Genomic DNA, 18,248 nt, shown 5'->3' on the forward strand with positions numbered 1-18,248 from the left:
CACGATGTCGCATTGCGACTGGGGCCAGACCTGTCGGCCAGACGAGGAGCATGTATGGCGCTGGATTTTTCCGAATATTTCAAGAGGTATGAGGCCATCGTCGCCGAGGTTGAGACGGTCTTTGACAAATTCGAGACCGAGATGGGCGATCTGGTAAAGTGTGGCAAGGGATGCAGCGACTGCTGCCATGCCCTTTTCGACATCACTCTGGCTGAGGCCATCTACATCAACCACAAGTTCAACGAACTTTTCTCGGGGCTTGAGCGCAGCAATGTTCTCAATCGCGCCGACACGGCCGACCGCCAGATACACAAGCTCAAGCGCAAGGTTTTCAAGGCGAGCCAGGAAGGCCGCCCGGCCTCGGAAATCCTCCTGGAAGTCTCGCGGGCCCGGGTGCGCTGCCCCATGCTCTCTGACGACAACCTCTGCGTTATGTATGAGCACCGTCCCATCACCTGCCGTCTTTACGGTGTGCCCACCTCCATCGCGGGCGAAGCCCATACCTGCAAACTCTCGGGCTTCAAGGGCGGCGAAAAATATCCCACGGTCAACATGGATATCATTCTTGACCGGCTCATCGGCATTGGCCGCGACCTGCAAAAGGGCATCGGCAGCCGGTACAAGGAGCTGGGCGACATGCTCGTCCCCCTGTCCATGGCTCTGGTCACGGATTACGACGAGGAATACCTCGGCGTGAATGTCCCGGACAAGGTCGTGGGCAGCGACAGGCAGACGGCCGCGTCTGCGACCAAGGCCCCGGCACCCCGGCCGATCACGATCAAGGCACCGGGCGGAGCGGGGGACGCCTGCTCGTCATGCACTGAAAGCAAATCCGCCTGCGAATCCTGCACCAGCAACACCATTGTTCTCGGCGGGGGCGAGGGGCAGGCATGAGCGAATCCAACATCTATGAGGAGTTCACGCCCGAGCAGATGGCCGAACGCAAGCAGTGGATGTACGACAAGATGTCGCCACGGCGGCGCAGGTTCGTGGACCGCGTGGGCTTTGAAAACTGGGACCCCTTCGCGGCCCCCTTCGAGCCCATCGACATTCGTCGCGATCGGACCGGCTTCACCTCCGACCATCTGACCCAGCTCTTCATGCGCCACTGCGGCAAGCGCGGCAACCAGGAGTATGTGGACGCGGTCAACGAGTTCAATGTCATGCTGGTGATGAATTTCGAGAAGGTCAGACCTGTCTTCGAGTATTGCCTCTGGTATGCGGAACATCTGAAAAAACACGGCGTCAAACCGTAATGAAAGGATAGGCCATGGAAAAATTCGACAATCTCGACGAGTATATCGCCGACCTCAAGGCCAAGCTGAAGAAAAACCCCCAGTGCGGCAACAGCCATTACAACCTCGGCGTTGCCTATCTGTCGCGCCGGGACTTCATGGAGGCCGAGCGCGAATTTCTGGATGCCGTTGCCCATTCGCCGCGTCTGGCCGAAGGATATGTCCAGCTTGGCGGTATCGCCATGCAGCGGGGCGATCTGCAAAGCTGTCTGAATTACAATGTTCAGGCCACCCAGCAGCGTCCCTTCTTTGCCGTGCCCTGGGGCAACATTGGCTTTGTCCAGCTCCAGCTCGGCGATACGGACAACGCCCACAAGGCCCTCAAGAAGGCGCTCAAGCTGGACCCCGAGTTCGTCCAGGCCCAGGCCACCATGTCCAGCCTCTTCATCACCATCGGCGATTACGAGGAAGCGGACAAACTGCTCAAGAAGATCCTGGAAAAGTACCCTAACTTCGGCCCGGCCTGGAACAACAAGGCCCTCATCCACGCGGCCAAGGAGGAATGGGCCGATGCCGCCACGTGCATGGTCCGGGCCGAGGAAAACGGTTTTGAAGTGCCCGAGGATTTCAAGAAGGAAGTCGAGGCCAACAACTGACCCGTGCCCGGCCGCCCTTGCGGACCGAAGAGAAATGCTTATCATTAGGAGGATCGCGGTGTGCGGTCCTCCTTTTTCATGGGTGCGGCCCGGCCGCGCCCTGACCCCGTCATCGGAGGCGCGATGTCCAGATTCCGCCAAGTGAAGCGCGAGGTGCGGTCCATTCTGGCCCTTGAGAACTGGCAGGAACGGCTGGAGGGGCTGGAACAATGGCCTGCGGGAATCCTTGTGCCCCCTTTGCTGTCGCTGCGTCTGGATCGCGACGAGGCGGTTCGCTGGCATTCGGCCACGGCCTTCGGGCTGACAGCGGCACGCATGGTCGAGGCTTCCATGGAAAAGGCCAGGGTGTTGATGCGTACCTGCATGTGGTACATGAACGAGGAGTCGGGCAACCTTGGGTGGGGCATTCCTCATTTCATGGGCGAGGCCATGGCTGTGAGCGAGCGTATCGCCAGTGAATACCACAAGATACTCGTCTCTTACATCTTCTGCGACGAGGCGTGCGACGGCAATTACCTTGAGCATGCCGAGCTGCGGCGCGACGTGTTCTGGGGTCTGGCGCGGCTGGCCGAGGTCCGGCCCGGGCTGGTGGTCCACGGGGAGCGTTTTTTCACGGCCGCATTGAACGAGGACGACGCCTTCAGCCGGGCTCACGCGGCCCGCACCCTCGGCCTCATCGGAGCCGACGCGGCCCGCGGAGCGTTGGACGGGTTGTGCGCAGATTCCGCGTCCGTACGCACCTATCTCGATCGGGAACTGGTCGACACCACCGTCGGCAGCATGGCGGCCGAGGCGCTGGAATCCCTGGGTTGAGGAAAAGGCCACCCAGACCGGACGGCCTTGCCTGTCTCTAGAAGTTCATGATCCTGTCGGCCTTGCGCATTTCGTCGTAGAGAAACTGCATGTTGGAGAGTCTGACCAGGTCTGATTCATCCACGCCGTGGATGGCCATGCACTTGCCTCAGGCAACGAGGACGCCCTCGCTCAAGCTGAAGACCTTGGCCTGCTCTGCGATGGGAAAACGGTTGCTGTCTCCGGCTGCGAGATCCACGGCCGGGCCGTTGAGAAAGAGGGTCACATCCTCCCCTGCGTTGAGCAGGAAATTGCCGTACCGTACGGCGTTCCACTTTACTTCCGGGTCCGTGCTGGTCAGGGTAATGAGTATTTGCATCAGCCGTAACTCCTTTTGTTTTTCATTGAAAATATCAATAACAGCGAGGCGCGGCAAAGGCAACTCCGGCCTCTTGGGGCCGGGCGTGACAGGCCGTGGGTGGGCAAAGGCGGCGTCCGCGTAAAAAAGGCAAAAAATGTCTGCCCCGTGCTTGACAACCGGACAGGTCGCGGATAGATATTCACTCCGCTTCAACAAGAAGGCGCGTAGCTCAGGGGGAGAGCATTTGCTTGACGTGCAAAGGGTCGTGGGTTCAAATCCCTCCGCGCCTACCAGAGATCCCCGGGAAGGGAGGCCATGAGCCTCCCTTTCATTATTTAGACGGCCCGCGCCACGGCGCGGGGAAGGAGCCTGACAGTGCAGATCGAAGTCTCCGGGAACCGGATCGACGTGGCCGACGGCGCGTCGTGCGCCGATGCCCTGCAACAGGGCGTCTCCAAGAAGCAGTTCAAGAACGTGGTGGCCGCCCGGTGCGGTACGACCGTCCTTGACCTGACCGCGCCCGTTCCCGGCACCTGCACTGCCCTGGAGCCCGTCTTCGCCGACAGCGGGGAAGGGCTCGACATCATCCGCCACTCCACCGCCCACCTCATGGCCGAGGCGGTCAAGAAGCTCTTTCCCACGGCCAAAGTGACCATTGGCCCGGCCATCAAGGACGGCTTTTATTACGATTTCGATTTCGAACGCCCCTTCACTCCCGAGGACCTTGCGGCCATTGAGCAGGAGATGCAGCGTTCGGTGGGTGCCAACAAGGATTTTTCCTGCCGGACCATGAGCGCCGATGAGGCGCGGGATTTCTTTTCGGCCATGGGGGAGACCTACAAGGGCGAACTCATCGACGATCTGGGCGGCGACACCTTCACCGTCTATTCCCATGGCGAGTTTGCGGATTTGTGCCGGGGGCCCCATGTGCCGCGCACTGGTATGCTCAAGGCTTTCAAGCTGCTCTCGGTGGCCGGAGCCTACTGGCGCGGCAGCGAAAAGAACAAGCAGCTCCAGCGTATCTACGGCACGGCCTGGTCCGAGCCCAAGGCCCTCAAGAAATACCTCGACAGGATCGAGGAGGCCAAAAAGCGCGATCACCGCAAGCTGGGCGCCCAGCTCGACCTCTTCTCCACCCACGAGGACGTGGGCGGCGGCATGATCCTGTGGCACCCCAAGGGCGGGCTGATCCGGTCCATTCTTGAGGACTTCGAGCGCAAGGAGCACCTCAAGCGCGGCTACCAGATCGTCCAGGGGCCGCTCATCCTCAAGCGCGAGTTGTGGGAGAAGTCCGGCCACTACGACAACTACCGCGAAAACATGTATTTCACCGAGATCGACGAGCAGGGCTACGGCATCAAGCCTATGAACTGTCTCTCGCACATGCTCATCTTCAAGCGCAAGATACAAAGCTACCGCGACCTGCCCCAGCGCTATTTCGAGCTTGGCGTGGTGCATCGGCACGAGAAGTCAGGCGTGCTCCACGGCCTGATGCGCGTGCGCTCCTTCACCCAGGACGATGCCCATCTCATCTGCCGCCCGGACCAGCTCCAGGAAGAGATCATCGGCGTCTTCAACTTCGTGCGCGACATCATGGACCTCTTCGGCTTCACCTTTGAGGCCGAGATTTCCACCCGGCCGGAAAAGTCCGTGGGTACCGATGCCGACTGGGAGCTGGCCACCGCCGCACTGAAGGACGCCCTCGACGCGCTGGGCAAGCCCTATGCCATCAACGAGGGCGACGGCGCCTTCTATGGACCCAAGATCGACATCATCCTGCGCGATTCGTTGGAACGGCGCTGGCAATGCGCTACAATCCAATGCGATTTTACCTTGCCAGAGCGGTTTGACTTGGTATATGTCGGCGAGGACGGTGAGCGCCACCGGCCGGTCATGCTGCATCGGGTCATTCTCGGCTCCATCGAACGGTTCATAGGTGTGCTCATTGAGCATTTCGCCGGGGCGCTGCCTGTGTGGCTTGCTCCGGTACAGGTGCGTCTGTTGAACGTGACAGACGCCCAGGCCGAATTTACGGAGAAAGCACGGGCCTATCTGGCGGGCAGGGGGATTCGCGTCGAGGCGGACACCCGCAACGAGAAGCTCGGATTCAAGGTGCGGGAGGCACAGGTCGAAAAGATCCCGTACATGTTGGTGGTCGGCGACAAAGAGGTGGAGGCCGGGTGCGTCAATATTCGCTCTCGCGATGGCGAGGACCCCGGTTTGGTGACACTGGAAGAGGCCGCGCAGCTCATTCTCGACGCTGCCCAGGCCCCTTTCAAACGAGGAGGCATGCGCTATAGCTTTTCGGGGTAACGACCGCCGCGGCCAGAAAAAGCAAGATCTGGTCCGGCGCAATGAGCGGATTCGCATCCCCAAGGTGCGGGTTGTGGATGAAGACGGCGAGCAGCTGGGTGTTCTCGACACCCGTGACGCGCTTGATCGCGCCAGGGAAAAGGGCCTTGACCTGGTCGAGGTCGCGCCCAATGCGGACCCGCCGGTCTGCAAGATCATGGATTACGGCAAATTCAAGTACCAGCAGCAGAAAAAGCTGCAGGAAGCCAAGAAGAAGCAAACCGTAATCAAGATCAAGGAAGTCAAGTTCCGGCCCAAGACCGATGAGCACGACTACCAGACCAAGCTCGGTAAAATTTTGAAATTCCTGGACGACGGCGACCGCTGCAAAGTCACCGTCTTCTTCCGGGGACGCGAGATCGTCCACAAGGACCGCGGGCTCAAGATGCTTGAGCGGGTCGTGACCGATACTGCGGAAATCGCCAAAGTCGAGAGCAGGCCCATGTCAGAGGGACGGACTATGACAATGATGCTTGCTCCTGTGAAAAAATAGTCGAGACTTGCAAGGGACACGCTCCCTTTCCAAGGAGGATACGATGCCCAAGATCAAGACCAGACGCGCTGCCGCCAAGCGGTTCTCCAAGACCGCGACCGGCAAGTTCAAGCGTCGCAGGAAGAACCTGCGGCACATTCTGACCAAGAAGAACGCCAAGCGGAAGCGTCGCCTGGGCCAGTCCACCACGGTGGACAGCACCAACATGAAGGCGGTTCGCCGCCAGCTGCCCAACGGTTAGTTCGTTTCAGGCCGCGAGCCGGGTGCGTTCTTCATGAATTCCGGGTGGCCGGGATTCAACGCATCAGGCCGGAGACGGTCGGAAGCGAAGTGTGAATTCGTAAACAATTCAAAGCAATCCGCCTCGTCGGGGGAGTCCGTCCGGCCCGGGAGGTATTAAGAGATGGAGGTTTGACATGAGAGTTAAACGCGGCGTCGCCGCCAAGAAGCGTCACAAGAAATATCTCAAGATGGCCAAGGGCTACCGCGGAGCCGGCAGCCGCCTGTACCGCACTGCCAGGGAGCGGGTAGAGAAGGCCCTGTGCCACGCCTACCGCGACCGCAAGGCCAAGAAACGCGAGTTCCGCAAACTGTGGATCATGCGTATTAATGCCGCCGCCCGCATCAACGGCATGTCCTACAGCCGCCTGATGGACGGTCTGAAAAAGGCCGGGATCGAGCTGAACCGCAAGGTGCTGGCCGATATGGCCGTGCGCGATCCCCAGGTGTTCGCGAAAGTCGCAGAGGCCGCCAAAGTCAAGGTGAGCTAGACGTGAGTGATGTATTGAAGTCCTTCCTGGAAGGACTCGACAGCCTGGCCCGGGATTGCGAATCGCGCAAGGGCCAGGCTTGTTCGTTGAAGGAGCTGGAGGAGCTGCGCATCGAGTTCCTCGGTCGCAAGGGCAGGCTGGCCCAGTCCATGGGCCAACTCGGCCGTCTGGACGGCGAGGCCAAGCCCGCTGGCGGCAGAAAGGCCAACGAAGTCAAGCAGCGCATCACCGCGCTGCTCGACTCGTGGCAGGACGAGCTTGACCGCGCCGAGACCGACCGCACCCTGTCCAGGTTTGATCCCACCATGCCCGGACGCAGACCCTGGGCCGGCTCGCTTCATCCCGTTACCCTGGTCATGGGCGAAATATGCGATGTGCTCACCGGGCTCGGTTTCGAGCATGCGGCAGGGCCTGAGGTGGAAAACGACTGGAACAATTTCGAGGCCCTGAACATTCCGCCTGAGCATCCGGCGCGAGACATGCAGGACACCCTTTACGTCTCCGAGCGCATCGTGTTGCGCACCCACACCTCGCCCATGCAGATACGGAGCATGCTCAAGCGCCAGCCGCCGTTGGCGGTCATCGCGCCCGGCAAGGTCTACCGCCGCGACTCGGACCTGACCCACACCCCCATGTTTCACCAGATCGAGGGGCTGCTGGTGGACCGCGACGTGTCCATGGGCGACCTGCGCGGCACCCTGACCGCCTTTGTCCGCCAGCTCTTCGGGGCAAATACCGAGGTGCGCTTCCGGCCGAGCTTCTTTCCCTTTACCGAGCCCAGCGCCGAGGTGGACATCTCCTGCGTCATGTGCGGCGGACAGGGGGCCAGGGACGGCGCAGCCTGTCGCGTGTGCAAGGGCACGGGCTGGGTTGAAATCCTCGGGTGCGGCATGGTTGATCCCAATGTCTTCAAGTCCGTGGGCTACGATCCCGAGGTCTACACCGGGTTCGCCTTCGGCCTGGGCGTCGAGCGGGTGGCCATGCTCAAATACGGCATCGGCGATCTGCGCATGTTCTTCGAGAACGATGTCCGCTTCCTCGAACAGTTCGCCTAGCCCGGCCTTGCGGGTCGGTGCTGACCGTGTATTAACTTCTCATCGACAACGGTAGTGCAATGCTTGTCAGTCTAGATTGGTTGCGTGAATTCGTGCCCTTTGAGGGCGAACCCCAGGCCCTGGGCGACCGGCTCACCATGCTCGGCCTCGAGCTCGACGGCATCCACGATCCCTTTGAGGCCGTGAGCGATCTGGTGGTGGGCCATGTGGTCGAGTGCGGACCGCATCCCGAGGCGGACAAGCTCTCGGTCTGCCGCGTGGACGTGGGCGACGAGGTGCTCGATATCGTCTGCGGAGCGCCCAACGTGGCAGCCGGACAGAAGGTTCCGGTGGCCAGAGTGGGCACCACCATGCCCGGCGGGCTGAAGATCAAGAAGGCCAAGCTGCGCGGCGTCCCGTCCAACGGCATGATCTGCTCCGAGCGCGAGCTGGGCTTTTCCGACGATCATGAAGGCATCTGGGTGCTCGACAGCGCCCTGAAGCCCGGCATCCGGCTGACCGATGCCCTGGGTCTGGAGCGCGTGGTCTTTGATTTCGACATCACGCCCAACCGGGCCGACTGTCTTTCCATTCTCGGCTTTGCCCGCGAGACGGCCCTGGCCTTTGACCTGCCTCTGACCCTGCCAGCCCTCGACCTTGTCGAAGCGGGTGGCAACGCGGCCGACGAGGTGCGTATCGTCATCGACGATCCCGAGCTGTGCCCGCTCTACAACGGGCGTATCCTGCGTGGCGTGACCACGCGCAAGGGGCCGGACTGGATGCGATTCCGCCTCCTGGCCCTTGGTCAGCGGCCCATCAGCAACATTGTTGACTGCACCAACTACATCATGTTCGAGCTGGGCCAGCCCCTGCACGCTTTTGACCTCGACCTGATCGAGGGCGGCACCATCCGTGTCGCGCCGGCCACGGACGGCATGCGCTTCACCACCCTGGACGGCCACGAGCGCACCCTGACCGCGGCCGACCTGCTCATTTGGGACGGGGTCAAGCCCGTGGCCCTGGCGGGCGTCATGGGCGGACTCAACTCCGAAATGCACGACGGCTCCACCAATGTCCTGCTCGAAGCAGCGATATTCAGGCCAGGCACCATCCGCAAGACCGCTCGCAGGCTCGCGCTGCCCTCGGACGCCTCCTACCGCTTCGAGCGCGGGGTGGACCAGGTCATGAACCGTTTCTGCCTTGACCGCGCAGCGCAGCTCATGGCCGAAACCTCGGGCGGCTCGGTGGTCTCGGGCGTGACCAGCGCCGAACCCAAGCCCTGGCGCGACCGCACCCACATCTATCGCCATGATCGCTGCATGCGGCTGCTCGGCCTTGATCTGGAGCCGGAGTTCGCCAGGAAGGTCTTCACCCTCGAAGGGTGCGGCGTGGACGACAGCGATCCTGCCTGCTGGACCGTTTCCTCGCCCTCGCACCGGCTCGACCTGGAGCGCGAGGTGGACCTGTACGAGGAAGTGGGCCGTGTCTACGGGCTGGACCGGATTCCGGCCGTGCTGCCTCGGGTGGCCAAGTCGCTGGAGGGCATTGTCTCTGGCGAGACCGAGTACGGCTTCATCGGCCGGGTCAAGTCCTGGGGTGCGGGAGTGGGCCTCAACGAGGCCATCAACTACAGCTTCGTGGGCGCCGACGATCTCGACCGCCTGGGGTTGCCCGCACAGGGGCGCGTGTTCATCGCCAACCCTTTGAGCGAGGAGCAGAACGTCATGCGTACTGCCCTGGCCCCGGGTCTGCTCAATACTCTCAAACATAATCTTTCCAAGGGAAACAACCATATCCGCGTCTTTGAGGTGGCCAAGCGGTTCGTGGCCGACCCAGAGTCGGACACCGAAACGCGAGAGCACTCGGGTCTGGGCATTCTGCTCTATGGCCCGCGCCATGCGGCCGAGTGGCCCTGGCAGGGCGGAGACGCGGACTATCTCGACCTCAAGGGGCATGTGGAACATCTGGTGCAGAGCCATCTCAAGCTTTCCGCTCCCCAGTGCGCTCTGGCCGGTGAGCATCCTTTCCTCAGTCCGTGCGTGGAGGTGCGGGTGGAGGGTCGCCTTGTGGGCGTTATGGGCCGGGTTCGCGAGGAGATGGCCGACTTCTATCATGCCCGCAAAGAGGTCTGGCTGGCGGAACTGGATCTCGACGCACTGCGCGAGCTGTCCGCGGCCCACAGGATCGGGTTCTCTCCGCTGCCCGTGTTCCCGCCCAGCCGCCGCGACGTGACTGTCATCGGTCCCACCACCCTCAAGGCCCAGGCCATCCGCGAGGTCATCGAGGGAGTGGGGGTGGACATTCTGGAATCCGTGGAGCTGGTGGCCGAGTTCGTGCCCCAGGATCAGCAGGAGGGTCGCGAGGAGCGCAACCTTTCCTTCAGGCTGACCTATCGCCACCCGGCCCGGACCCTCAAGGACACCCAGGTGGACAAGGAACACGCCAGGATTCTCGACGCCCTGACATCCGCCCTTCCGGTTCGGTTCTAACCTGTACGGCCCTGTTGTTGCCTTCTTCGGCCCTGTTCCTTTCGCGAGGGGCAGGGCCGTTTTTCTTCGCGGTGCAACGGGATGCAAAGCTGTTGAAGGGAGCGGGGTGATTTGCTAGTTTGCACAAATGGAAGAGTTGCAGGAGTTCAAACGGTACAAGATAGGTCAGGCCGCACGCGAGATCGGGGTCAAGACCTATGTGCTGCGTTTTTGGGAGGGCGAGTTTGAGGAGATCGAGCCCATCCGCACCGAAAGCGGACAGCGCCTTTACACCGAAGAACATCTTGAAATAATTCGTGAAATTAAGCGCCTGCTGTACGACGAAAAGTTGACCATCGACGGAGCAAAGCGCAAGCTGCGCAGCCGCGAGCAAGGGGGGCTGCTGCGCGAGATTCATGACGAACTCCTGACTATCCGAAATCTTCTGCGGCGGTGATCCGTCTTGGCCGCAAGAGGGTCTGACCATGAACAAGCTGGCGAAAGTGGGCATCGTCGGAGCGGTTGTCGCCGCGTCGCTGGCGGCGCTGGTCCTTGGCGTCTTCTTCATCACCTTTGACATCAACAACTATCAGGGCGTCATTGCCCGCATGGTGGCTGAGAAGACCGGCAGAGAGCTGTCCTTTGGCGGGGACATTTCCCTGACCTTGTTCCCCAGGCTCGGGGTGTGCATGGAGAATGTCTCCCTGAGCGATGCGCCGGGTTTTGGCGACGGTCCCATGGCCACCGTGGGAACGGCCCGGCTTGATGTCTGCCCGCTGTCCCTTGTTTCGGGCAAGGTGCGTTTTGGCCATCTCGATATTCAGCGGGCTAGCGTGGCCCTGCGACGCGATCCCTCTGGCCGGACCAACTGGGACGACCTGACCAGCCGGGCGGCAATGCCTGGATCGGCGGCGGAGCGCCGCGCCGGGGGCGGTGAGGCCGCGGACGGGCTTCTGGTGCTGGAGATCGAGGGAGTGAGCGTTACCGATTCCTCCCTGGCCTGGATTGATCGCGCCGGGGGGGCGAGCGTTTCCCTGAGCGATGTCTCCCTGACCACCGGGACCATCGTCCGGGGAGCGCCTTTTGGCGTGAGCTTCCAGGGCGCTGTCTGCGTCGAGGACACGGAATTGGCCGGTACACTGGAAGTGTCAGCGGCAGCGGCCTTCCCGGCAGACTTGCCCCGAGTTGATTTTACTGACGCGACCCTCAGGGCCGTGCTGACCGGGGCAGCCGTGCCCGGCTCTCGGGCCGGGATTCTGGTCAGGGCGGAGAGCGCGTCCGTGGAGTTGCGCGGATCGGGGCAGGCCGGACATACCCTGCGCGTGGACGGGCTGACGGTCTCCGGCTACGGGGTGACGGCCCGTGCTTCAGGCTCCGTGACCGGAGTGGGCTCTGCGGCCCGGCTCACAGCCTCCGTGGGGGTGGACCCTTTTGCTGTGCGCCAGACACTGGCGGCCCTGGGCATGGATGCGCCCCGGATGGCCGACCCGGCCGCCCTGAGCCGGGCAGGAGCCACGGCGGCTCTGGTGGTGGATGCGGGCGGCTTTGATGTGCGCGAGCTGGAGGCCGTCATCGACGACACGGCCGTTTCCGGCTCCTTCTCCCGGCGCGAGCGCGAGGGCTCGGCCCGGTACGTGCTGCGGCTTGCCATCACCAGCCTTGACCTGGACCGCTATCTGCCCTTGTCCAAGGCGGAGCGGCCCGGTCCGCCCCCTGCGGAAGAAGGGCTCCGCGATGCAGTCCCGCTCATGGACGTTGCCTGGCTGCGCGGGTTGAGCCTGGACCTTGAGGCCACAGTGCAGTCCCTTCGGTTCGGCGGGGTCAGGATGACCGATGTGCAGGCTGCTGCCGGAGCGCGGCACGGACTGGTCCGCATCAGCCCGGTCAAGGCGGCTCTCTATGGCGGCCAGGCGGCCCTGGGGCTGACCGTCAACGCGGTGAGCGACCATCCGGCAAGTGATTTGATTGTCGGCGTGGAACGTGTGGATGTGTGCGGCCTGTCGCGAGACGCTTGGGGCGGCGGGGAATATCAGGGGGTGCTGACCCTCAACGCCGCGCTGGGTTGCCAGGGCACCCGGCGCGAGGCCATGCTGCGCAGCATGAATGGCCGGTTCACCCTGGGGCTTTCCGACGGCGTATTTCCTGGCGTGGACCTGATGGGGCTGGCCCGGACGGCCCAGGAGCGCCGGGCACAGGGACAGGGATCGGTGGAAGCGGCCGACACGGATTCCACCCGTTTCGGGTCCATCACGGCCACGGGCGTGGTCAGCAACGGAGTCTTGCGCAGTCGCGACTTGGAGGTCAAGGCGCCGGGGCTGCGGGCCGACGGCCAGGGAAGCGTCGACCTGCCCTCGGGACGCATCGACTCCTTGATCAAGGTCAAACTGGTGCCCACGGCCCAGGGCCAGGGTGGCAGATCCTCGGACAATCTCTATGGGGTCATGGTTCCCATCCGGGTGACGGGTACCGTGGAGCATCCACGCTACCGGGTTTCCATTCAGGAATACATCAGGGTCTTGGGCGGCGCGGTCCTGGACACTGCCGAAAGCGTTGTCGAAGGAGTGAGCGGTGTACTCAAGGACGTAGGCAAGGCCATTGTCGGCGGCGAGGAGACCAGGGAAGGGGGTGCCGACGGAAAGCGGAGCTTCTTCGGCCTGTTCTGACGCCGGTTCCGGGACTGGCTTCAGGCCGGTGCGCCACCGGATTGTCACCGGATTGTCGGCGAGGCGCGGCCTTGGGCGTCCGAGTTCTGTCAGTATTGCTCCTTCATCAGAATTCCAGGGGGATCAATGAAGATTCTTTACCTATGTACCGGCAACTCCTGCCGTAGCCAGATGGCAGAGGGATGGACCCGCCATCTGCACCCGGACATCGAGTGCTGGTCTGCCGGGGTGGTCCGCCACGGCATGAATCCCGACGCGGTCCGCGTTATGCTGGAAGCCGGGGTGGACATCTCTGCCCAGACCTCCAAGACAGTGGACGACCTGCCTGACGTGGCGTTTGACTATGTGGTCACGCTGTGCGGCCACGCGGCCGAGAACTGCCCGTTTTTTCCCTCACGGGCCAGACGGGTGCATCGCGGGTTTGATGACCCGCCAAGTCTGGCGGCAGGGCTGCCGACCGAAGCGGCTCGGCTCGACGTGTTTCGCCGGGTGCGAGACGAGATTCGGGCCATGGTCGCCGGGTTGCCGGGCAGTCTGGAAGACTGAGCCGAACGACAGGGGGCAGGCTGCTCCGATGCAGCCAGCTAGGACCGGGTCACGGGGATGGCGGACGGCGGGATGGGGACCCGCTTGACCTGTTGGGGCTTGGCCGTCTGGAATCTGGGGGACTGGGCGTTGCCCTGCTGGCCGGGCTGATTTGCCTTGGCGCCGGGCTGACCTTTCTGGTCGTTGTCTGCCACCAGTGAGTGGAGTTTTTCCATGGCGGAGTCGAGAGACTCGCGTTCGGCCACCTGCTGGCGCAGAAAGCCGTTGATGGGGGCGACCATGGCGATGGCCTTGTCCACTTCCGCGTTGGCCCCTTTCTGGTAGGCTCCGATGTTGACCATATCCTCCACGCGTTTGAAGGTGGCCATGTGGCGCAGCATCGCCTGCCCGTCGGCCTGGGCCTGGGAGGTGACGATGTCCGAGCGCAGGCGGCTGACGGAGCGGAGCACGTCGATGGCCGGGTAGTGGCCGAGGTCGGCCAGTTCGCGGGTGAGCACGATATGGCCGTCGAGAATGGATCGGGTGGCGTCGGCGATGGGTTCGGAAAAGTCATCGCCGTCCACGAGCACGGTGTAAATGCCGGTGATGGACCCTGTGGCGCTTTTTCCCGCACGCTCCAGCAGTTGGGGCAGGTGGCTGAAAACGCTCGGAGTGTAGCCGCCGCGAGTGGGGGGTTCGCCTACGGCCAGTCCCACCTCGCGTCCGGCCATGGCAAACCGGGTGACGGAGTCCATCATCAGCAACACGTCCTTGCCTTGATCGCGGAAGAATTCGGCCACGGCCGTGGCCGCATAGGCAGCGCGCATACGGATCAGCGGGCTTTTGTCCGAGGTGGCCACCACCAGTACGCTGCGGGCCATGCCCTCGGGGCCGAGGTCGCGCTCCATGAACTCCACCACCTCCCTGCCGCGTTCGCCCACCAGGGCGATGACGTTGATGTCCGCCTTGGTGTAGCGGGCGATCATGCCCAGCGTGGTCGATTTGCCGACACCGGAACCGGCCATGATGCCCACGCGCTGGCCCTTGCCCAGGGTAAGCAGGGCGTTGACCGAGCGGATGCCAACATCAAGGGGGTCGCAGATGCGCGGTCTCTCCAGGGGGTTGGGCGGGTCCCGGTGCAGGGGGACGAATGTTTCGGGCGTGATGGGGCCTTTGGTGTCCAAGGGGTCGCCGAAGGCGTCCACTGCGCGACCGAGCAGGGCGTTGCCGACCGGCACATGGGGCGGGGTGGCCGCGTTGCGGATCAAGCTGCCCGGCCCGATGCCGCGCATGTCGGCATAGGGCATGAACAGGCAGGCGCCGTCGCGGAAGCCAACCACTTCGGCGGCGATGGGCTTGGCGTTTTCGGGGATGAGATGGCAGACCGAGCCGAGCGGGGCTCTGATGCCGTGTCCTTCGGCGATGAGGCCCACCACTTTGGTCACCTTGCCGAAGGTCTGGCAGGGGTCGAACTGCTCCAGCAGGCCGAGTCGGGATTTGGCCGCCACGATCATTCTCCGTCTGCGGGGGGCTCGTCGTGGGTGACAGCATCGGCGAGCTGGTCGAGGAGGGCGCCCACTCCCTTCCAGCGTGTGGCCACCGAGTTGTCCACCTTGGCCTCTGCCGCTTCGACCACCACGCCGCCGTCGGCCAGCGACGGGTCGGGCTTGACCGTCCATTGTTCAAGGGAGGGGGTTCGCGCCTGGATGTCCTTGAGAAAGGCGTCCAGATCGGCCGCGTCCTCCTCGGCGCAACGGATGACCAACTGCCTTTTAGATTCGATGCGTTCAAGGGCCTCGCGCATGAGGGATTCGAGAGATGCCTTGCGGCTTTGGCTCATTTCGATGCGCAGGGTCTTTTCCACGGCCAGCCTGACCAGGGCCACCACGTCGCGTCTGCGGGCCTCGAAAATATCCGTGCCGTGGGCACCGAGCATGGTCAGGAGTTTTTCCATTTCCTCGGACATGGCCCTGGTGTGCTGTTCCACGTCCGCCTGGGATTGGGCCAATCCCTCCTGGTAGCCTTCGTGGCGTGCCGTGGCCCGCAGGGCCTCAGCCTCCAGCTCGGCGAACAGTATGATTTCCTTTGCTTTCTCCTGGGCGCGTTGGCGAACCTTGCTCAGGTACTCCTCGTTGATGGATTCATCCCAGAGAAGCTGGCGCTTGCCTTCCAGCTCCTGGATGGTCATTTCGTCCGGTCCGGGCGAGTCCATGCCGATGATGACCTTGCCGCTCAGCGGGCCTCTGGTCGCGCTGTGGGGTCTAGACAAAGACATCGCTTCCACCTCTGCTGATGACGATCTTGCCCTCGTCCTCCAGGCGGCGGACGGTCTTGACGATGTTCTGCTGTGCGGCCTCGACCTCGGAGAGCTTCTTGGGCGGCATGATCTCCAGGTCTTCCTTGATCATGGTGCTGGCGCGTTCGGAGAGGTTCTTGAAGAACTTGTCCTTGAGCTCGTCGCTGGCACCCTTGAGGGCGATGGTCAGGTCCTCGTTGGAGACCTCCTTGAGCAGTTCGCGAATGGCGATGTCGTCGATGCCCTTGATATCCTCGAACACGAACATGAGGTTTCTGATGTCCTCGGCCATCTGGGTGGACTCCTCCTCGATCTCGGAGAGAACCTCTTCCTCGGTGTTGCGGTCCACAGCGTTGAGGATCTCGGCCACGGCCGAGACGCCGCCGACCTTCTTGCCTTCCTTGCCGCCCATGGCAATGAGCTGGCTTTGCAGAACCTTGTCCACTTCCATGAGCATCTCCTCGGCCACGGCCTCGAGCTTGGCCAGACGCATGAGCACCTCGGCGCGAACGCCTGCGGGCAGGTTCTGGATGAGTTCGGCAGCCTGATCGGGGTGCAGGTGGCCCAGGATGAGCGCCAGGGTCTGGGGATGCTCGTTCCTGAGAATCTGCGCCAGGATGCGCGGGCTGACGTTCTCCAGCTCCTGGAAGGGCGTCGGGCCGGTGTCCAGGTCCAGGGAATCCATGATATACTTGGCTGTCTCGCTGTCCAGGGACTTGGTCAGCAGCCGCTTGACCGTCTCCGCGCCGCCCATGAGCAGTTCCGCGCCGTAGGCCAGGGCCTCGTTGTACTCCTTGAGCACTTCGAGCACCTGTTCACGGGGAACGGAGTCGGTCTCGAGCATGGCCTTGGACACGGCCGCGATCTCGTTGCGCTCCATCCGCTTGAACACGTCGCCAGTGAACTTGTCGCCCAGGGCGAGCAGCACGATGGCTGTTTTTTGCGGTCCGGTGAAGTTGGCCATTTCCTACGCCTCCTGGGCGAGCCAGCTCTTGAGCAGGTGCACGGCCTGATCCATGTTGTCGTCGGACAGTTGCACCGCGTGGTTTTTGGCGTTTTCGAGGCGTCTGGACATGTCCATGGCCTCCTCGTCGATCTCGTCCTCTTCCAGGGCGAGGCGCTGCGAGCCGGGCAGGCCCGCCATCTCCTCGATCTCCTGCTCTGCAACGCGGGGGCGGATCAGGGCCATGATCACCGGCCGCACCACCAGGATGAGGAACAGGAAGATGAGCAGACCGTTGAGGAAGGGCTTGCCGAGCCGCTGGGCGTATTCGAGCATGGTGCGCATCAGCGAGTCGCCGTCGAAGAGGGTCGGTTCGCCAAAGGAGATGTTGCTCACCTCGATGGAGTCGCCCCGGATGCTGTCAAAGCCCACGGCCCCGGCTATCAGATTCCTGATGCGTTCAAGCTCTTCTTCCGAGCGCGGGACATACACCGACTTGCCGGTTTCCTCGTCGGTCCGCCATGTTCCGTCCACGATAACCGCAACGCTCAACCGTTTCAACTCCCCGACAGGGGCGATGATATTTTCTTCCTGCCTGTTGATCTCGAAGTTGGTCGTGCGCGACTCTCGGGTGGAATCCTGAGTGGTGCGCGTGCCGGTGAAACCGTCGCCGCGGAAGTTGGCGTCGGGCTCGCCCCCGGCCAGGGACGCGGCACCTGCCGTGGTTTCCTCGCTGCGGGTCTCGGAGCGGACCACCGAGCCGTCGGGGTCAAAGCTCTCCTTGCGGATGGTTTTTTGGCTGAAATCAAGGTCCGCGTTGACCCTGGCGATGACCTTGTCCGGGCCGACCACCGGGCCGAGCAGCTCCATGATCCGCCGCTGGGTGGTGTTTTCCATGTCGGCCTTAAAGTCGAGCTGGGTGCTGGACAGGGCCAGGCCCGACGAGTCATCCTCCGGGGTGTAGAGAGGGCGGCCCTTCATGTCGGTCACGGTGATGTTCTTGGGCTGGAGGCCCTCGACCGCCATGGAGACCAGGTTGACCACGCCCTGCACCTCGTTGGGCGCGAGCTTGGTGTTGTCGCGAAGCTGGAGGATGATGGCCGCCGAGGGGGGCATCTGGTCTTCGATGAACAGGCTCTTTTTGGGGATGACCAGGTGCACTCGGGCCTGGTCGATCTGCGGAAATTCGGAAATGGTGCGGGAGAGTTCGCCCTGAAGTGCGCGCTGGAAGTTGATGTGTTGCACAAAGTCGGTCTGGCCGATCTTGACATCGTCAAATATTTCAAAGCCGATGCCCTGGCCGTGGAGGTTGCCTTCGCCAGCCACCTTCAGGCGCAGTTCGTAGACCCGGTCGGCCGGAACCAGAATGGTGCTGCCGTTGTCGTCGATCTTGTATCGCTCCTTGGCGGACTGGAGCATGCCCACCACCCTTGAGGCATCCTCAGGGTAGAGATTGGTCATGAGCACCTTGTAGTCGGGCTTGTTCATCCAGTAGATCATCAGCGCGAAGGCCAAGACCACGGAAACGGCCAAGCCCGCGATGAGGATGCGCTGGGCCGCGGTGCGGTCCGACCAGAAGCCTTGCATCTTGGAGAGGTATTCTGTGACGAACGGAGGCATCTCTAATTCTCCCGAGGAAAGTGGTTGTCCGGGTTAGGTG

General features: G+C 62.8%; 18 protein-coding genes and 1 tRNA gene. 14 read left to right on the forward strand and 5 right to left on the reverse strand.

Annotation, left to right across the window (positions count from 1 at the left end):
• Positions 1-54: 54 nt before the first annotated feature.
• The 4 genes from GKC30_RS10235 (at position 55) to GKC30_RS10250 (ending at position 2,704) form a co-directional block, all read left to right on the forward strand.
• On the forward strand, positions 55-894 hold the full coding sequence (locus tag GKC30_RS10235) for a YkgJ family cysteine cluster protein (RefSeq protein WP_155934632.1): 840 nt from the start codon (positions 55-57) through the stop codon (positions 892-894).
• Positions 891-1,256, forward strand: coding sequence for a hypothetical protein (locus GKC30_RS10240; protein WP_155934633.1), 366 nt, complete (start codon positions 891-893; stop codon positions 1,254-1,256). Before GKC30_RS10235 ends, GKC30_RS10240 begins: the two co-directional genes overlap by 4 nt.
• Positions 1,257-1,270: 14 nt before the next feature.
• The gene (locus tag GKC30_RS10245; protein WP_155934634.1) at positions 1,271-1,891 is read left to right on the forward strand and encodes a tetratricopeptide repeat protein; all 621 of its coding nucleotides are present in this window, start codon (positions 1,271-1,273) and stop codon (positions 1,889-1,891) included.
• 123 nt (positions 1,892-2,014) lie between these two features.
• The gene (locus tag GKC30_RS10250) at positions 2,015-2,704 is read left to right on the forward strand and encodes a DVU0298 family protein (RefSeq protein WP_155934635.1); all 690 of its coding nucleotides are present in this window, start codon (positions 2,015-2,017) and stop codon (positions 2,702-2,704) included.
• Between the two features lie 37 nt (positions 2,705-2,741).
• Here the strand turns inward: GKC30_RS10250 and GKC30_RS10255 are convergent, their stop codons facing one another.
• The gene (locus tag GKC30_RS10255; RefSeq protein ID WP_231117128.1) at positions 2,742-3,062 is read right to left on the reverse strand and encodes a DsrE family protein; all 321 of its coding nucleotides are present in this window, start codon (positions 3,060-3,062) and stop codon (positions 2,742-2,744) included.
• A gap of 200 nt (positions 3,063-3,262) precedes the next feature.
• On the opposite strand from GKC30_RS10255, the gene GKC30_RS10260 reads away from it, so the two are divergent.
• From GKC30_RS10260 to GKC30_RS10305, 10 genes are all read left to right on the forward strand, one after another.
• A tRNA-Val gene (locus GKC30_RS10260) sits at positions 3,263-3,337 on the forward strand.
• Positions 3,338-3,419: 82 nt separating this feature from the next.
• Positions 3,420-5,357 carry a threonine--tRNA ligase gene (gene thrS, locus GKC30_RS10265; protein ID WP_367614083.1) on the forward strand — a complete coding sequence of 646 codons (1,938 nt, stop codon included), beginning with the start codon at positions 3,420-3,422 and terminating at the stop codon, positions 5,355-5,357.
• Positions 5,341-5,889 carry a translation initiation factor IF-3 gene (infC, locus tag GKC30_RS10270; RefSeq protein WP_367614088.1) on the forward strand — a complete coding sequence of 183 codons (549 nt, stop codon included), beginning with the start codon at positions 5,341-5,343 and terminating at the stop codon, positions 5,887-5,889. The genes thrS and infC overlap by 17 nt, the downstream gene beginning before the upstream one ends.
• A 43-nt stretch (positions 5,890-5,932) precedes the next feature.
• Positions 5,933-6,130, forward strand: a complete 198-nt coding sequence (gene rpmI / locus GKC30_RS10275; RefSeq protein ID WP_015416378.1) for a 50S ribosomal protein L35 — start codon at positions 5,933-5,935, stop codon at positions 6,128-6,130.
• Positions 6,131-6,305: 175 nt separating this feature from the next.
• Positions 6,306-6,659, forward strand: a complete 354-nt coding sequence (rplT, locus tag GKC30_RS10280) for a 50S ribosomal protein L20 (RefSeq protein WP_155934639.1) — start codon at positions 6,306-6,308, stop codon at positions 6,657-6,659.
• 2 nt (positions 6,660-6,661) lie between these two features.
• Complete coding sequence (gene pheS / locus GKC30_RS10285; protein ID WP_367614084.1) at positions 6,662-7,714, forward strand: phenylalanine--tRNA ligase subunit alpha; 1,053 nt, start codon at positions 6,662-6,664, stop codon at positions 7,712-7,714.
• Between the two features lie 59 nt (positions 7,715-7,773).
• Positions 7,774-10,182, forward strand: a complete 2,409-nt coding sequence (gene pheT / locus GKC30_RS10290; protein ID WP_155934640.1) for a phenylalanine--tRNA ligase subunit beta — start codon at positions 7,774-7,776, stop codon at positions 10,180-10,182.
• Positions 10,183-10,309: 127 nt separating this feature from the next.
• The gene (locus GKC30_RS10295; protein WP_155934641.1) at positions 10,310-10,618 is read left to right on the forward strand and encodes a MerR family transcriptional regulator; all 309 of its coding nucleotides are present in this window, start codon (positions 10,310-10,312) and stop codon (positions 10,616-10,618) included.
• Positions 10,619-10,646: 28 nt separating this feature from the next.
• Positions 10,647-12,824 carry an AsmA family protein gene (locus tag GKC30_RS10300; protein ID WP_155934642.1) on the forward strand — a complete coding sequence of 726 codons (2,178 nt, stop codon included), beginning with the start codon at positions 10,647-10,649 and terminating at the stop codon, positions 12,822-12,824.
• 126 nt (positions 12,825-12,950) lie between these two features.
• Positions 12,951-13,370 carry an arsenate reductase ArsC gene (locus GKC30_RS10305; RefSeq protein WP_155934643.1) on the forward strand — a complete coding sequence of 140 codons (420 nt, stop codon included), beginning with the start codon at positions 12,951-12,953 and terminating at the stop codon, positions 13,368-13,370.
• 38 nt (positions 13,371-13,408) lie between these two features.
• Here GKC30_RS10305 and GKC30_RS10310 read toward each other — a convergent pair whose 3' ends face one another.
• Genes GKC30_RS10310 through fliF form a run of 4 tightly spaced genes read right to left on the reverse strand, consistent with a single transcriptional unit; the run spans position 13,409 to position 18,208 of the window.
• Positions 13,409-14,863 carry a FliI/YscN family ATPase gene (locus GKC30_RS10310; RefSeq protein WP_155934644.1) on the reverse strand — a complete coding sequence of 485 codons (1,455 nt, stop codon included), beginning with the start codon at positions 14,861-14,863 and terminating at the stop codon, positions 13,409-13,411.
• A complete protein-coding gene (locus GKC30_RS10315; RefSeq protein WP_155934645.1) occupies positions 14,860-15,624 on the reverse strand; it encodes a FliH/SctL family protein in 765 nt (254 codons plus the stop codon). The genes GKC30_RS10310 and GKC30_RS10315 overlap by 4 nt, the downstream gene beginning before the upstream one ends.
• Entirely contained in the window at positions 15,611-16,609 is a 999-nt protein-coding gene (gene fliG, locus GKC30_RS10320; RefSeq protein WP_155934646.1) for a flagellar motor switch protein FliG, read from the reverse strand. Before fliG ends, GKC30_RS10315 begins: the two co-directional genes overlap by 14 nt.
• Positions 16,610-16,612: 3 nt before the next feature.
• Positions 16,613-18,208, reverse strand: coding sequence for a flagellar basal-body MS-ring/collar protein FliF (gene fliF, locus GKC30_RS10325; protein WP_155934647.1), 1,596 nt, complete (start codon positions 18,206-18,208; stop codon positions 16,613-16,615).
• Positions 18,209-18,248 lie beyond the last annotated feature (40 nt).

The sequence above is a fragment of the Pseudodesulfovibrio alkaliphilus genome (assembly GCF_009729555.1).
In the GTDB taxonomy this organism is placed as follows: domain Bacteria; phylum Desulfobacterota; class Desulfovibrionia; order Desulfovibrionales; family Desulfovibrionaceae; genus Pseudodesulfovibrio; species Pseudodesulfovibrio alkaliphilus.

Coding starts and splice junctions, on each gene's coding strand:
- GKC30_RS10235 (WP_155934632.1), top strand. CDS start 55: ATGGCGCTGGATTTTTCCGAATATTTCAAGAGGTATGAGGCCATCGTC.
- GKC30_RS10240 (WP_155934633.1), top strand. CDS start 891: ATGAGCGAATCCAACATCTATGAGGAGTTCACGCCCGAGCAGATGGCC.
- GKC30_RS10245 (WP_155934634.1), top strand. CDS start 1,271: ATGGAAAAATTCGACAATCTCGACGAGTATATCGCCGACCTCAAGGCC.
- GKC30_RS10250 (WP_155934635.1), top strand. CDS start 2,015: ATGTCCAGATTCCGCCAAGTGAAGCGCGAGGTGCGGTCCATTCTGGCC.
- rpmI (WP_015416378.1), top strand. CDS start 5,933: ATGCCCAAGATCAAGACCAGACGCGCTGCCGCCAAGCGGTTCTCCAAG.
- rplT (WP_155934639.1), top strand. CDS start 6,306: ATGAGAGTTAAACGCGGCGTCGCCGCCAAGAAGCGTCACAAGAAATAT.
- pheT (WP_155934640.1), top strand. CDS start 7,774: ATGCTTGTCAGTCTAGATTGGTTGCGTGAATTCGTGCCCTTTGAGGGC.
- GKC30_RS10295 (WP_155934641.1), top strand. CDS start 10,310: ATGGAAGAGTTGCAGGAGTTCAAACGGTACAAGATAGGTCAGGCCGCA.
- GKC30_RS10300 (WP_155934642.1), top strand. CDS start 10,647: ATGAACAAGCTGGCGAAAGTGGGCATCGTCGGAGCGGTTGTCGCCGCG.
- GKC30_RS10305 (WP_155934643.1), top strand. CDS start 12,951: ATGAAGATTCTTTACCTATGTACCGGCAACTCCTGCCGTAGCCAGATG.
- GKC30_RS10310 (WP_155934644.1), bottom strand. CDS start 14,863: ATGATCGTGGCGGCCAAATCCCGACTCGGCCTGCTGGAGCAGTTCGAC.
- GKC30_RS10315 (WP_155934645.1), bottom strand. CDS start 15,624: ATGTCTTTGTCTAGACCCCACAGCGCGACCAGAGGCCCGCTGAGCGGC.
- fliG (WP_155934646.1), bottom strand. CDS start 16,609: ATGGCCAACTTCACCGGACCGCAAAAAACAGCCATCGTGCTGCTCGCC.
- fliF (WP_155934647.1), bottom strand. CDS start 18,208: ATGCCTCCGTTCGTCACAGAATACCTCTCCAAGATGCAAGGCTTCTGG.